This is a genomic window from Clostridium acetobutylicum ATCC 824 (genome assembly GCF_000008765.1).
Taxonomy (GTDB): Bacteria; Bacillota; Clostridia; order Clostridiales; family Clostridiaceae; genus Clostridium_S; species Clostridium_S acetobutylicum.
The window spans coordinates 240,749-256,321 of sequence record NC_003030.1 but is presented as its reverse complement, the minus strand read 5'-3'; the positions used below and the strand labels follow the sequence as shown (position 1 = coordinate 256,321).

13 protein-coding genes and 1 rRNA gene are annotated in these 15,573 nt (G+C 31.8%); 3 read left to right on the top strand and 11 right to left on the bottom strand.

Translation table 11 applies throughout. The annotated features are described in order from the left end of the window. Positions 1 to 125: 125 nt before the first annotated feature. Positions 126 to 1,631 (bottom strand): 16S ribosomal RNA (locus CA_RS01275). A gap of 829 nt (positions 1,632 to 2,460) precedes the next feature. Here CA_RS01275 and CA_RS01270 point away from each other — a divergent pair. Continuing rightward, positions 2,461 to 2,763, top strand: a complete 303-nt coding sequence (locus tag CA_RS01270; RefSeq protein ID WP_010963551.1) for a hypothetical protein — start codon at positions 2,461 to 2,463, stop codon at positions 2,761 to 2,763. A 127-nt stretch (positions 2,764 to 2,890) separates the two neighbouring features. On the opposite strand, the gene CA_RS01265 is transcribed toward CA_RS01270, so the two are convergent. The 8 genes from CA_RS01265 to CA_RS01230 all read right to left on the bottom strand — a co-directional run bounded on the left by CA_RS01265 (position 2,891) and on the right by CA_RS01230 (position 11,958). Continuing rightward, positions 2,891 to 4,795: an FtsX-like permease family protein gene (locus CA_RS01265; protein WP_010963550.1), complete on the bottom strand. Its 1,905-nt coding sequence runs from the start codon at positions 4,793 to 4,795 to the stop codon at positions 2,891 to 2,893. Then, on the bottom strand, positions 4,782 to 5,552 hold the full coding sequence (locus CA_RS01260; RefSeq protein ID WP_010963549.1) for an ABC transporter ATP-binding protein: 771 nt from the start codon (positions 5,550 to 5,552) through the stop codon (positions 4,782 to 4,784). The genes CA_RS01265 and CA_RS01260 overlap by 14 nt, the downstream gene beginning before the upstream one ends. 102 nt (positions 5,553 to 5,654) lie before the next feature. Beyond that, positions 5,655 to 6,674, bottom strand: a complete 1,020-nt coding sequence (locus CA_RS01255) for a sensor histidine kinase (RefSeq protein ID WP_010963548.1) — start codon at positions 6,672 to 6,674, stop codon at positions 5,655 to 5,657. Next, positions 6,671 to 7,342 (bottom strand): response regulator transcription factor, encoded by a 672-nt coding sequence (locus CA_RS01250; RefSeq protein WP_010963547.1) that lies wholly within the window; start codon positions 7,340 to 7,342, stop codon positions 6,671 to 6,673. Before CA_RS01250 ends, CA_RS01255 begins: the two co-directional genes overlap by 4 nt. A 17-nt stretch (positions 7,343 to 7,359) precedes the next feature. Continuing rightward, positions 7,360 to 8,481, bottom strand: a complete 1,122-nt coding sequence (locus tag CA_RS01245; RefSeq protein ID WP_010963546.1) for a THUMP domain-containing class I SAM-dependent RNA methyltransferase — start codon at positions 8,479 to 8,481, stop codon at positions 7,360 to 7,362. Between the two features lie 486 nt (positions 8,482 to 8,967). Continuing rightward, positions 8,968 to 9,720 carry an exodeoxyribonuclease III gene (locus CA_RS01240; protein WP_010963545.1) on the bottom strand — a complete coding sequence of 251 codons (753 nt, stop codon included), beginning with the start codon at positions 9,718 to 9,720 and terminating at the stop codon, positions 8,968 to 8,970. A 128-nt stretch (positions 9,721 to 9,848) separates the two neighbouring features. Then, the gene (locus tag CA_RS01235; protein WP_010963544.1) at positions 9,849 to 10,982 is read right to left on the bottom strand and encodes a pyridoxal-phosphate-dependent aminotransferase family protein; all 1,134 of its coding nucleotides are present in this window, start codon (positions 10,980 to 10,982) and stop codon (positions 9,849 to 9,851) included. A gap of 124 nt (positions 10,983 to 11,106) precedes the next feature. Next, the gene (locus CA_RS01230; protein WP_010963543.1) at positions 11,107 to 11,958 is read right to left on the bottom strand and encodes a hypothetical protein; all 852 of its coding nucleotides are present in this window, start codon (positions 11,956 to 11,958) and stop codon (positions 11,107 to 11,109) included. A gap of 124 nt (positions 11,959 to 12,082) precedes the next feature. Between CA_RS01230 and CA_RS01225 the strand changes: the two genes are divergently transcribed. Together CA_RS01225 and CA_RS01220 are read left to right on the top strand one after the other, a co-directional pair. Beyond that, positions 12,083 to 12,682 carry a uracil-DNA glycosylase gene (locus CA_RS01225; protein WP_010963542.1) on the top strand — a complete coding sequence of 200 codons (600 nt, stop codon included), beginning with the start codon at positions 12,083 to 12,085 and terminating at the stop codon, positions 12,680 to 12,682. Positions 12,683 to 12,795: 113 nt separating this feature from the next. Further along, entirely contained in the window at positions 12,796 to 13,626 is an 831-nt protein-coding gene (locus tag CA_RS01220; protein WP_013913508.1) for a TerC/Alx family metal homeostasis membrane protein, read from the top strand. 65 nt (positions 13,627 to 13,691) lie between these two features. On the opposite strand, the gene CA_RS01215 is transcribed toward CA_RS01220, so the two are convergent. Both CA_RS01215 and CA_RS01210 read right to left on the bottom strand, forming a co-directional pair. Further along, complete coding sequence (locus tag CA_RS01215) at positions 13,692 to 14,519, bottom strand: prephenate dehydratase (protein ID WP_010963541.1); 828 nt, start codon at positions 14,517 to 14,519, stop codon at positions 13,692 to 13,694. 112 nt (positions 14,520 to 14,631) lie between these two features. Continuing rightward, positions 14,632 to 15,573 (bottom strand): M42 family metallopeptidase, encoded by a 942-nt coding sequence (locus CA_RS01210; RefSeq protein ID WP_010963540.1) that lies wholly within the window; start codon positions 15,571 to 15,573, stop codon positions 14,632 to 14,634.

The window sequence follows — 15,573 nt, the reverse complement described above, 5'->3', positions numbered from 1 at the left end:
AGTATTACTCTATATTGATTACTATGCAATTTTCAAAGTACAAATTTAGAGAGAATTAAACTCTCAAAATTAAACAGAGAACAAAGAACCTTCATGGAAATTACATTTCCATGTCGACTCCTTAGAAAGGAGGTGATCCAGCCGCAGGTTCTCCTACGGCTACCTTGTTACGACTTCACCCCAATTATCAACCCCACCTTCGACCGCTGGTTCCAAAAGGTTACCTCACGGGCTTCGGGTGTTGCCGACTCTCATGGTGTGACGGGCGGTGTGTACAAGACCCGGGAACGTATTCACCGCGACATTCTGATTCGCGATTACTAGCAACTCCGGCTTCATGTAGGCGAGTTTCAGCCTACAATCCGAACTGGGATGGGGTTTTGAGTTTTGCTCCACCTTGCGGTATTGCATCTTTTTGTCCCCACCATTGTAGCACGTGTGTAGCCCTAGACATAAGGGGCATGATGATTTGACGTCATCCCCACCTTCCTCCCGGTTAACCCGGGCAGTCTCACTAGAGTGCTCAACTAAATGTTAGCAACTAATGATAAGGGTTGCGCTCGTTGCGGGACTTAACCCAACATCTCACGACACGAGCTGACGACAACCATGCACCACCTGTCATCCTGTCCCCGAAGGGACTTCATCCATTACGGACTAATTCAGGAGATGTCAAGTCTAGGTAAGGTTCTTCGCGTTGCTTCGAATTAAACCACATGCTCCGCTGCTTGTGCGGGTCCCCGTCAATTCCTTTGAGTTTTAATCTTGCGACCGTACTTCCCAGGCGGAATACTTATTGTGTTAACTGCGGCACAGAAGGAGTCGATACCTCCTACACCTAGTATTCATCGTTTACGGCGTGGACTACCAGGGTATCTAATCCTGTTTGCTCCCCACGCTTTCATGCCTCAGCGTCAGTTACAGTCCAGAAGGCCGCCTTCGCCACTGGTATTCTTCCTAATCTCTACGCATTTCACCGCTACACTAGGAATTCTGCCTTCCTCTCCTGCACTCCAGACATCCAGTTTGAAATGCAGCCCCCAAGTTAAGCCCGGGGATTTCACATCTCACTTAAATATCCGCCTACACATCCTTTACGCCCAGTAAATCCGGACAACGCTTGCCACCTACGTATTACCGCGGCTGCTGGCACGTAGTTAGCCGTGGCTTCCTCCTATGGTACCGTCATTATCGTCCCATAAGACAGAGTTTTACGATCCGAAGACCTTCATCACTCACGCGGCGTTGCTGCATCAGGGTTTCCCCCATTGTGCAATATTCCCCACTGCTGCCTCCCGTAGGAGTCTGGACCGTGTCTCAGTTCCAATGTGGCCGATCACCCTCTCAGGTCGGCTACGCATCGAAGCCTTGGTGAGCCGTTACCTCACCAACAAGCTAATGCGCCGCGGGTCCATCTCATAGCGAATAAATCCTTTGGCTCAAGAATCATGCGATTCTCGAGTATTATGCGGTATTAATCTTCCTTTCGAAAGGCTATTCCCCACTATGAGGTAGGTTACCCACGTGTTACTCACCCGTCCGCCGCTGGGAACCGAAGTTCCCCGCTCGACTTGCATGTGTTAAGCACGCCGCCAGCGTTCGTCCTGAGCCAGGATCAAACTCTCAATTTAAAAGTTTGATATAATACAGATGCTAATCTGTATTCCTTTAGCTCATCGCTAAATTTATTTAAATAGAATAAATTCTATTCAAAAGAATTGCTGGTTCTTTAATTCTCTGTTTAATTTTCAAAGTTCAATTGTTCGCTGCACTAGACAGCTTATATAGAATAACATTTTTTTTCTTTGTTGTCAACATCTTTTTATCAAATTTGTAAGTGATAAGTAGTTTTCCTGACAACGTTAACTATAATAACATGTTTTTTGACACGTTGTTAACTATGGTTTCTTATTTATATAAAAATAATTATAGATATCTACACCATACTTCACATTGCTCTATTTTAAATACCATGATACTATAGGGGGAGTTTATTATGGTTTTCATACAAAACTCTCCTTAAATCGACTTATAATCAGTAACTTGATATAAGACTATGTTTTAAATTAGTGTTAAAAATAGATATTTATTAGTTAAATAGGTTATATGACAGAATAAATATTGCTAATATTAACAGACCTTATTTTTTAGATCCACAAATAACTTAAGTAGAACAAAAGGATAAAGAATTTAGATTTTCTAAGGAAAAAATATACTTTTGTGTTTCTAAAGATATATCGTAGTAGATAAAGATATATTTTAAAGTCTTCAAAGAATACCTCTACTAATTATGTCTAAAGGTAATGTAGCATATTCATATATAAAAACAAAAAAACTTAAAGAATAGAGAGCTAATGATATGTGATATTTTGCAAATTATGCTATAATAATTATCAAAAACTATAGTCTACTAAACAATAATTTAGAGCATAATTTTAAAGATAGTAAGGTGATTATTTAATGAAAAAGAAAAAGATAAAGGTGGAGGAACAAGCAAAACTTTTATTAAATGAGTTTAAAGACATATATGAACCTAAAAACAAAATCATTGATGAAGTTATATTGAAGGGACAAAATGAATTGAACAAAGATCAAATTCCTCAAGTTGTTTTGAAACATGTGGTTAGTGGAATTTATCAAGTAGTTTTTATTGAAAAAGTCACTGTTGGAGATAAAGCTTATAAAATATTGACTCAAATGGATAAACTTTCGAGATCTAATGGTTATTTGCCTTTTGGAACTTTATTTAATATTCGCTTTTAAAATATAATAGTAAGGGGGGAACCTTATATCTTATATTGAAAATTATAGGTAGACAATCCCACCTATAATTTTCAAGTCTATGTTCTAATATTAAATTCTAAGATATAACATTTATATTGATATTTTCTTATTCTTTTATATTTCTTATATAAGTTTTTAATGTTAAGAAATAGTATATACTATAAATTAATAAATATGCCAACTCAATGACTATATATGTTTTTATTATTTTAAGATCAAGTATTTTGCTTATAGAAAATGATGCTGCATAACAATTTAAAGTTGCTAATGCAAACGGTGCCCCAAACAAAACTAAAAGTTCTTTTGCTATTGACTTTGTTATTTCATTATTACTTACTCCAACCTTTCTTAATGTTATAAAGTTTTTCCTATCTTCCCTTGATTCCATATACATCTTGAAGTATATTATACTTCCTGTTGCCATTATAAAAAGTATCCCTATGAATAATCCTATAAAGCCCATTATGCCCATTAACTTCATACCACTGGTATAGTGCTCATAAAATGTAGTTAAACTGTTTTCTTTAGGCATTTTCTCTTGAAGCTCATCTACAAACTTATCTGCCTTAAAATCATTTTTTAGTTTGTATCCTGTGATATTAAAGAAACTCTCATTATTGCCTTCCTTTTTCATTCTATTATAAACCTTATCGCTTACAACAATAGTATTTTTAGAATGATCTAATGATATAAAACATTTATCATCAGTATCCTTTACTCTTAAACTATAGTCCATACTTCCAAATTTGAATTTTGCCTTTTTATCAATTACATCTTTAGGATTTCCATTGAATACTTGAATTTGATAATAAAAACACTCATTGTCTTTTAAATTCACTTTTCCATCAAAATTCTCATAGCTTCTAATTTTATTGAACTCACTTTGATTTATTACAAACGTGTTGGAATCCTGATTATAAAATGGTAGCCTTGCACTTACAACAATGAACTTCATATTAACTTTGTGATCAATATTCACTTCTTTATGTTTTTCTACTATATTGTTAAAAGCATTGTCTACATTTGAATTTCCGTTAATATATTCTACTGATAGAGGACTTAAATTTCTAGCATTTTCTATGGCTTTAGAAAATCCACCAAAGCAAAATAAAAGTGCGCATAATGCAATTGTAGTTGTTATTGTTATTACACTTAAGCTTCCTACATTTCCTCTATACCTTTGATGTATTTGAGACACTGTTATAAGTCTTGGACCTTTAAAAATGTATCTATGATTCTTTTTCATTAAATCTATAGCAACTGCAATTATAGCCGAAAAAAATAAAATCGTTCCAACTGAAATAAGAAGTACAGCTTCTGGTGCTAAAGATATTTTATACCCTAGTTTTTTGATTGCAATGTAGTATCCGTAGCCTATACAAATGACTGCAATAATACTCATTACTAAAGTTATAAAAGATATTTTCAAACCTTTTTCTATTTTCTTGGCTGCATTAAACATATCTATCAATTTACTCTTACATATAATAAGATAACTTTGTAAGCTTATTATTAAAAATATCACTAAAAATACTATAGATGATATCTCAAAGGCTTTAAAACTAAATTGAAATACTGCTCTACCCGCAGTTCTCATAAGTGCAAACAGAAGCATTACAAACACCTTATTAAATACAACTCCAAAAATAATTCCGGTTAAAAAAGCTACTATCATTATAATAAAATTTTCAATAAAATTAAGCCAAGCTACTTGCTCTTTTGACATTCCAAGGAGCATATACGTTGCAAATTCTTTTTTTCTCGCTTTCGTCAAAAATGAGTTTGAGTACCAAATAAAAAATGTAGAAAATATTATTATCAAAACAGTTCCCATATTAAATATAATTTTTACAGACTTCATAGTACCTAAGCTGTCTTGAACATTTTTGTTATAGGCTATAGCTATAAATATATATATTACAAAAACACTAAAGGATGTGCTTAGAAAGTACGCCCAAAAGTTCCTGAAGTTGCTTTTTACATTTCTTAATGCCATCTTACATAATGTCATTTGCTTCCCCTCCAATAACTGAGAGTACTTTCAATATGCTTTCATAAAAACCTTTTCTATCTCTATCACCTTTATATATCTCATTGAATAATTTTCCATCCTTGATGAATATCACTCTCTTGCAATAAGATGCTGCAAAGGCATCATGCGTTACCATTAAAATTGTAGCTTCATTCTTTTCATTTAAATATCCTAAAGAATTTAAAAGTTCTTTAGATGATTTAGAATCAAGAGCGCCTGTAGGTTCATCTGCTAAAATAAGTGACGGTTCTGTTATAATGGCTCTTGCCGCTGCTGCCCTTTGCTTTTGACCTCCCGATACTTCATAGGTATGCTTATTAAGTATTTCATTTATACCTAGTTTTTTGCTTATATCTTCTAGTCTTTTTTGTATCACGTTATATGGTGTTTTAGCTAATGCTAAAGGTAAAACTATATTTTCCTTAATTGTCATGTTATCAAGAAGGTTAAAATCCTGAAATATAAATCCGAGTTTTTCTCTTCTAAATTTCGATAACCCGGGCTCTCTAAGCTTTACTATATCCTTGCCGTCAATAATAACATTTCCTGCTGTAGGTTTGTCTATGGTAGATATTACATTTAAAAATGTAGTTTTACCTGATCCCGACGGTCCCATTATTCCAACAAATTCTCCCTTATTTACTTTTAGATTTATATCCTTAAGTGCTGTATACTTAACTCCCCCAAACTTAGATCCATATACCTTTCTTAAATTTTCTATTCTTAGGACTTCCATTCTTCTACCTCCGTTATAAGTAATATTCGTTTCCTATATGTAAATTATATAAAAAAGCAAAATGTACAGCCATTTTTCTGGCTTACATTTTGCTTTTTAACCTTACATTTTTGTAACATCATAATAATCACACCATTTAGGGAAGTGTATGTAAAGCTTTGTTCCTTCATTATACTTAGATTCTATAGTTATATTATGTCCTAATTTTTCAGCAAGTTTATTAGACAAATATAGTCCCATCCCTGTAGCTTTAGAATTTTCTTTTCTTCCATTGTATCCTGTAAAAGATTTACTGAATATCCTATCTAAATCTTCCTTCTTTATACCTATACCATTATCTTCTATAATAACTACCTTTTCATTGTCATCCTCAAAAGCCTTTATTATTATATTTCCCATATCATTAGTATATTTGAGGGCATTTGAAATAATCTGATTTAGTATAAATAAAAACCACTTCTTGTCCGTCTCTACATTAAATCTTTCGTCTATTTCAAGTTTTAATTTTATATGTTTTTTTATAAATATCTTAGAATGGCTTTTTATACATTCTTTTATTAGTTTACTTATGTTTACTTCTGAAATAATATAATCCTTTGAAAAATTATCACTTCTAGAATAATAGAGTACCTTTTCAACATAGTCATCTATTTTTTCTATCTCTTCCATAAATAATTGACTATCAATTTCCCCACTTTCAAGCAAAAGCTTTGCAGTTGCAATAGGTGTTTTTATTTCATGAATCCATGCTGTCATAAACTCATTATTATCTTCAAATTCTTTTTCAAGACTTACTATTCTTTCATTATAATCCTTATATAAATCCTCTATTATGGATATATACACTTCGTCTTTGTATTCCAACGGTTCTGGCAAAATTGGTGTTTTGTCCTTTATTTCACCATTTGCAATGAGCTTTTTTATATGTTTATTCTTTATACTATAATCAACACATAAAAAAATTAAAAGTATAAAAAACATTACAAAAATCATATATCCTATATTAGAAGAAAGCATTCTATTTTTTTCGTCTAAGTATGTAAATGCAGAAACAAATGCACCCAAAAGCACATATAGTAATATAAATCTGAAGTTATCCTTTAGATATCTTATAAAACTCATTTTATAACGTAACCCTGTCCTTTTATTGTTTTAATGAAATCTACTCCTATTTCCTTAAGCTTTTTTCTTAATCTATTTATATTTACTGTAAGCGTATTATCATCTATAAAACTTTCATCTTGCCAAAGTTCCTGCATTATTTTTTCCCTACTTACTATACTGTCATGATTTTTCATAAGCACATAAATAATTTTAAATTCATTTTTTGTAAGCTCTATACTGTTTTCATTATAGTATACTGTATTGTTCTTCAATGAAATTATAACATCCTTAAACTCAATAGTATCCATTTCCGTTTCACTATAGGAATAAGTTCTTCTCAAAATAGCATTTATTTTTGCCATTAAAATTTCAATAGAAAAGGGCTTTGTTATGTAATCATCTCCACCCATATTAACTGCCATAACTACATCCATATTAGAGCTTCTTGATGATAAAAATATCACTGGAACTTTTGATATATTTCTTATCTTGCTGCACCAATAAAATCCATCGCAAACAGGAAGATTTATATCCATTAAAACAAGATTAGGCTTTACCTTTACAAATTGCTCAAATATATCGTTAAAATCTTCTACTGCATGGGCTTCAAAAGACCATTTTTCCAATGATTTTTTTATGATATTTCTTATTTTTTCTTCATCCTCTATAATCATTATCCTATACATAGAGGCACCACCCCTTTTTACTTTCTATCACCAAAATATTGATAATAGTAACACTTGAGCTTACCATTATATAATTTTCTATTTTTATTGCTTTTTCTCCCGAAACAATCTTCGAATTTCTCATGTGCTGTAATTATAAAATATGACCACTTATCAAGAGCTTTAAATACTCTTCCCATATCCTTATAAAGCTTCTCTACCTCTTTTACTTCTCCAAGCCTTTCCCCATATGGTGGATTAGTTATTATAAAACCACCTTTTCTCTTTGATGAAAAATCTTGCATAGGCAGCTTTTGAAAAGATATATACTTATCTACTCCAGCTTTTTTTGCATTAGCTCTTGCTGTTTTTATTACCCAACCATCTATATCTGAACAAAGTATGTTAAATTCCTTATCATTTATTGAATTTCTTGCGTGCTTTCTTAAATCACTCCACAAATCCTTAGGTATTATATCCCACTCTTCAGATACAAATCTTCTTTTAAGTCCTGGTGCAATATTTTTCCCTATTAATGCAGCTTCTATAGCTATAGTTCCTGAACCACACATAGGGTCCGCAAGTTCTATATCAGGGTTCCAATCACTTAAAAGCACCATTGCTGCTGCCAAGGTTTCTTTTATAGGCGCTCCACCTGAATTTTCTCTGTAGCCTCTTTTATGAAGCCCTTCTCCAGAAGTATCAAGAGTTAATGTGACTACATCCTTAAGTATCCCAACTTCTATCTTATATTCTGCACCATATTCCGTAAATCTTTCAAGATTGTATTTTCTCTTCATAGCTTCAACAACAGCCTTCTTTACTATTCCTTGGCAATCTGGAACACTATGAAGCTTTGATTTTATAGATTTTCCTGTAACATGCATATAAGCATCCTGAGGCATTATATTTTCCCACTCTACTTTTAGAGTTCCTTGAAACAACTCTTCAAAACTTTCAGCATTAAATTCCGCCATTTTTATAAGAATTCTATCAGCTGTCCTAAGCCACAAGTTACAAGTTACTATATCCATTTCGTCACCTTCAAATGTGACTCTTCCGTTTTCTATCTTTAAATCATCATATCCAAGCTCTTTAAGTTCCTTTGCAACCACGGATTCCAATCCAAATGTAGATGTTGCTATTAAAGTAAAATCCATTTTTTATTCTCCTTTTTTGTTTTATATTCTTTATTATCTCATATAGCCCATGCATAGTAAAACTTAATTTTTTTTACCCAAAACTCCATGGAACATGTTTCAAATTTATAAATGGCGATAATAATTTACAATCTATTTTTTAGGAGGGGTTAACTTAAAAATTTTAGAATTGCTAACTCTTTTATAATTTTGGTTATTATACATACCGTTGTAATGTTTATTACCTCTACTATTTATAATAAATACCCATTAAATGGTTGAGCAAATCAAGATATTTTCTATAAGGACCTCTATGTATCCTCAATAATAATATTCTTATTATTAACATATATAGTTTTATTAGTCCTTATCTTTATGTCAATTGTTGACGTTAAGCTATTAAGTTGAAAGACTTTTAGCGTTAACTAAAAAATATAAATTATAATTAAAATAAGGTGTTTAATCTACTTTGGATCAAACACCTTATCATCTCTATACTAAAAAAGTCTATTTTATAACAAGCTCAACAGGACAATGGTCTGATCCCATAACCTCAGTATGAATATCAGCACTTACAAGCTTATCTTTCAATCTTTCTGAAGTACAAAAATAATCTATACGCCATCCGGCATTCTTTTCTCTAGCTTTAAATCTATATGACCACCAAGAATAAATCCCTTCTTTATCTGGATAAAAGTATCTATATGTGTCTATAAATCCAGCTTCTAAAAGCTCTGTGAATTTACTCCTTTCCTCTGGACTAAAACCGGCATTTTTTGTATTTGTTTTTGGATTCTTAAGATCTATTTCTGTATGAGCAACATTCATATCACCACAAACAATAACTGGTTTCTTTTCGTCCAATGCTTTGAGGTAATTTCTAAAACTATCCTCCCACTCCATTCTATATTCCAGTCTTGCTAACTTTTCTTTAGAATTTGGAGTGTAAACAGTAACCATATAGAAATCCTCAAATTCAAGTGTTATAACTCTTCCTTCCTTATCGTGTTTCTCTTCATTTATTCCATAACTATAGCTTATAGGCTTTTTCTTAGTGAATATAGCAGTACCGGAGTACCCTTTTTTCTCAGCATAATTCCAAAAATCATAATATCCAGGCAGCTCTAGCTCAACTTGCCCTTCTTGAATTTTAGTTTCTTGAAGACAAAATACATCTGCATCCACTTCTTTAAAGTAATCTAAGAAACCTTTTGTTATACAAGCTCTTAAGCCATTTACATTCCACGAAATTAATTTCATATGTGCACCACCTTTTAGATTATAATTAACCTTGCATTTATACAAACTATTATCTCATATTTTGTATAAATTAAAAACGACAAAATAGAATTATATAATCCATTGTGTCGCTTTAGTATCGATTTACCTCACACTTTTTCTAAAAATACCTTAACCATATCACGTTTAAACTCAAATCCATAATGCTCTAAGGTTCTCTGAAGCGCAAACAAAGTATAACTCACTTTATCTACATAAGCATTTTCACCCATGTGTCCTATCCTTAATACCTTACCCTTAAGATAATCAAAAGCCCCAGCTATCATCACATTATAATTTTCTTTCATATAGCTCAATATTTTATCATCATTCATTCCATGAGGAACCTTGATTACTGTAACTGTATTTGAAAAACCATCCTCTATATATATTTCTAATCCTCCAAGTACAACTGCCGCTCTAGTAGCAGATGCAATCTTATCATGTCTAGCTATTATATCCTTTTCTTCTAGAATATTTTCAACGGCTTTTCTAAGCGCAACTATGTCACTTATTGGGGGAGTATATGGAAACCATTTTTTATTATAATAATCTTCCCATACAAGTAAATTGCAATAAAAGGATGCTATTGGAGTCTTCCTATTTTTCATAGCACTAAAAGCATCGTCGCTTATACTTACAATTGTAAGTCCTGGGGGCGCAGATATACATTTTTGAGAACCTCCAATAACTATATCTATATCCCATTCATCAACCTTTAATTCTTCTCCTCCCATAGCAGATACACTGTCCACAACTGTCATTATTCCTTTTTTCTTAAGAAGCTTGCATATTGCACCTACATTATTTAACATTCCAGAAGGTGTATCACAGTGGACAACAGTAGCATATTTGAACTCACTGTCACTATCTAGAAACCTCTCCAATTCTTCTATATTTATGCTGCACTTTTTATTCCCTCTGAAGAAAAACGGTTCTCCTCCATACATCTTTACAAAATCCGCAAAGCCTTCTCCAAATATACCATTTTCTATAACTAAAACTCTATCACCTTTTTCAGTCAGAGATGCACAAGCAGCTTCAAGTCCTAATATACCTTCTCCTGATAGAATTCTAACTTCATTTTTCGTTTTTAAGAATTTACCTATTTTTTCTGTAGTTTTTTTGTAAAAATCATAAAAATCCATATCTAAGTCTGGATTTGTTGTTTTCTCAGCCCTACTTAATCTAACATTTTCTCTTACGCTTGTAGGTCCTGGTGTCATTATGATTGGTACTTTCATAAAAATCACTCCTATTAAAATTCTAATATGAATTATTTTATACATAAGTTATATGTTTTATAAGACTAGTTTACTATGTGAAAAAGGGAGCTTACTTAAATTTACAGTGCCCCCTTAATCTCTATTATTTTTTACTACTTCTCCACTCTGCTAAAGTTTCATATTTGTCATTTGCTGTATCATAATATAATATTTCATTTGTATCTTTATTTATAGCAAACCTATAGGTATTAACTGTATGATCTGAAAAAGCCTCACCCACATAAATTATGTAATAGCTTTTTTCGTATGTATTAGTTGAGGTCTCATCAGGATACCTTTCAACATATATGGATGCTTTAGACGTTGTGTTATTAGCGTGTACATCCACAAAACTTTTCACTTCACTTACATTGCTAGTAAGATAATTTACAAGTTCCTGTTCCTTTGAGAGCACTTGTGCACTGCTGACTGTAAAATAGTTGCTATCCTTGTTGTAAGTTATAGATTCAATAGCATTTTTATTTTTACATTTAACTTTTATATCTGCTCCCTTACTACTATCTATTACTTCATAATCCCAATATCCATTAGCCAAGGCAATTTCCTTCATAAGTTTTGTATAGTAAGCCTTGTTTTCTGCATTCAATTCTTTACTTAAAGTTACATAGAATACAGGATAGGTCTTGTTATTCTGTAAAACAACTTTATTTATTTTAATAGCTTCTCTTCCAAAAATATTCTTAACAGGATGATTCCAACTACTTACATCACTTATGACATAATCACCGTTTGAAGTTGTATTTGTATTTGTACTTGTCCCTTCAGATTTTAGTTTACTATTACCACTAGATGAAGATGTATTTTTACTACTTGCTTTAGTCTTATTTGAAGCTGAATTACTACTACTCGTGCTTGAATTGTTACTCTTAGCTGTACACGCTGAGAGTGTTATTAATGATGCTGCTGCTAATGATATCAATACCATTTTTTTCATTTTACTTCACCTTCCTAATCAATTTTAGATTTATACGTTATTTTTCACTCTATTATTTGGTACAATATATAAGAATCTTAATTTATGCAACATTAAAATTTAACTTTAGTTAGGAGCACCTTATATGAATAATTTACAATTTCTAAAAAACAAAATAGAAACTATAGCAAATAATTATAAAGAAGAGGCTACTGGTGGCTTTATAACAGGAGATGGTCCTATACCTTGTGACATAATGTTTGTTGGAGAAGCCCCTGGTAAATCCGAGGTTGAAAGCGGAAAACCCTTTGTTGGTGTAGCGGGCAAAAACTTTGAAAAGTACCTTAACTCTATAGGCGTAGAAAGAAGTAATGTAAGAATAACAAATACATGTTTTTTTAGACCTATAAAAATAAAAACTTCAAAGAATGGTAAGACTACTATAAGTAATAGACCGCCTAAAACATCTGAAATAAATTTATTTAGAGAAATCTTAGATGAAGAAATCTCAATTGTAAAACCAAAGATAATAATAACTTTAGGAAATGTTCCTCTTAAAAGGTTAACAAACTTTAAAGCCATAGGCGAATGTCATGGAACTCCCGTTCACAGTGATGATTTTAGCTGTACAATTTTCCCTATGTATCATCCGTCCTCATTGACTTATAATCAAAACGACGAGTTTAGAAAAATGTATGAAGAAGATTGGATAAAATTAAAATCTGTGCTTAAGAAAACACTTTAAGCTCATACTCTTGCTTCAATTTTACTATTTTTTTATCCAGTTATCAATTATAATAACTCAATAATCACACTATTTTGAATTAATCCCTTGTAAACTATGAATAAGAAAGAAGGCTGAATATTATAGATACAAAAAAAGCTTTAAAACACGTTATACTATGGATACTAGTTGCTTTGGCTTTTAACCTTGGTGTATATTTCTTCACAGGAAAACAAAGTGCTTTAGAGTTTTTAGGCGGTTATGTTATTGAGCTAAGTTTAAGTCTAGATAATCTTTTTCTATTCTTGATAATATTCGAAAGTTTCTCTCTAACAGACTTTCAGCAAAAAAGAATTTTAAGCTATGGAATATTTGGAGCCATGCTGCTTCGTTTGGTATTTATACTTCTCGGTGTTGCTGTAGTGGATAAATTCCATTGGATACTTTATTTTTTTGGCATCCTTCTCATAGTAAGTGGTATAAAAATGCTACTAGATAAAGAGCACTCAAATAACAATTACCAAAATAGCTTCTTTTTTAAATTAGTTTCTAAGTTTATTCCTATAACAAATGAAAGCGATGGAGATAAGTTTTTATTAAAAAGAAATGGAGTTCTTTTTGCAACTCCCCTACTTCCAATACTAGTTTTAATTGAAGGTTCTGATCTGCTATTTGCTGTGGATTCCATACCTGCAATTTTTTCTATCACTACAAATCCCTTTATAGTTTATACTTCAAATATATTTGCTATCTTGGGTCTTCGTTCTATGTACTTTCTTTTAGAAAGAATACACAATAAGTTTCAGTATGTTAAATTTGGTGTAGCCTTTATACTTATTTTCACTGGAATTAAACTTGGAATTTTATTCTTCCATATAGAGATACCTATAATTTTATCTCTACTAATAATATTCGTGATTTTGGCTTTAAGCATTATATTTTCAGTATTAAAAGATAAAACATAGATTATAATAATTAAAAATGCCTTAAAAGAAGAGATAGTTGTATTCCTTTAAGGCAAAATAATTTTTTATATTTTATAATAAGTACCTACTACTTTTACAACACTATGATGTTTTATCGCCTCTACAGCTTCATTTAATCTATTGTCCTTGAAATAGCATCCATCAACCTCAATGAAAAAATAATATTGTCCAAGTCCTTTTTTAGTTGGCCTAGATATTATTGATGTAAGATTTATATCTCTTACTGAAAATTCATTTAGTACCCTCCACAATGTTCCTGGCTTGTCTGCATTCGCATCTGAAATTATTATGCCTGTTTTATAATAACCCTTACCTTCATACTGAACTTTTTCTTTTGATAGTACTATGAATCTTGTCTCATTTCCCTCTGAGTCAGTGACATTATTAATATTGCATTTAAATTTGTTAGTTCCTTTAACAGCATATGCAGGAACTATAGCCCCTTCACCTAATACACCTTCTTTTAGTTTTTTTAGGGATTGTCCATTGCTCTCTGTTGTAATTATTTTAAACTCATCGTGTTTCTCTAAAAATTCACAACATTGACCTTGAGTTTTAAATTGAGCATAGACCCTCTGAACTTCTTCCATTTTGCTATTAGCTGCAAAAGCGAATTGTATTGGCAAAACAAGCTCATAAATTATATTAAGATTAGTTTTACTTAACAAATCAAGTGTAACTTGTACAAAACCATCTAAAGTATTTTCAATAGGTATTATAGCTATGTCACACTCCTCTTCTGCAGCCTTAACTACTTTTGATATTGTTGAACAAAATATCATCTCAATATTATTATCAATTTTATTTTTATACTCTTTAACTGCAAATTCGCTAAAAGTCCCCTTAGGTCCAAGTACTGCTGCTTTTTTCAATTACGCCACCCCTTTTATTTTATAAAACTAAGAAAGCCTAACTCAGGAAATCTATTAATTAAATTTCCTTTTTGTAGGCTTTCTTGCCCCTAATGTAATTTTACACTCAACTTTACTTCTTTACAATGTATTGTAGTAACTTAACTAAATCATCCACATCATTTAAACTTATAGTCTCATTTGTTTCATTTTTATTTTTGCAAGGAAGCGCTATGGTGCCTGTTTTTATTCCGCCTACCTCCTTATGTACCACGCTTCCATCACTACTTTCACTAGAAACACATCTTTGAAGTTTTATCTGAGCTTTTTCAGCACTACTAATAATCTGTTCTTTTACATGATAATTAGTTATAAGTCCCTTCTCCATAAGAACAAGTATAGGGCCTTCAGAAAGCTTTACTTCTCCTTCTTTTTCTGTATTTACTGAAATACACATATCTGGTTCTATTTCAAAAGCAGCCGCTCTAGCTCCCCTACCATTTAAATTTCCCTGAGTAGAAAATACAAAATACACTTCTTTGTCTATGCTTTTAATCTCCTTAATCACCTTAAGAAAAGCATAGCATCCTGCTCTATTACTCAAATATGGGCCAACTACATTTTCTTTATCTGCAAAGGTATTACCACCAAATTCAGCAGCCTCTCCCTCACTTATATATTTTAATACGGCTTCTCTTTTACCCATATTTACATTGACATAAATATCTCTAAATTCATTATTTTCTTTCTTCTCAGACTCTATTTTTCCTTCTATTCCACTTCTAAAAACAACAGTTTTACCTATGATATCATCTGCCTTAATATCTCCTATGGCATCAATTCTAACTTTACCGTCTTCTTCTATATGATAAGTAATTACCCCCTTCTTATCCATGTTCGTACTTAACATTATTTTTTCTCTTCCAGACCCAAGCTTTACTATAATATTCCCTAGTTTATCTTCTCTAACTTCGCAGGGATATTTATTTAATTCCTCTTTTATAACTTCCGATATTTCTTTTTCTCTTCCACTAACTCCAAAGGTACCAAGAATTTTTTTTAGCAACATATCCAT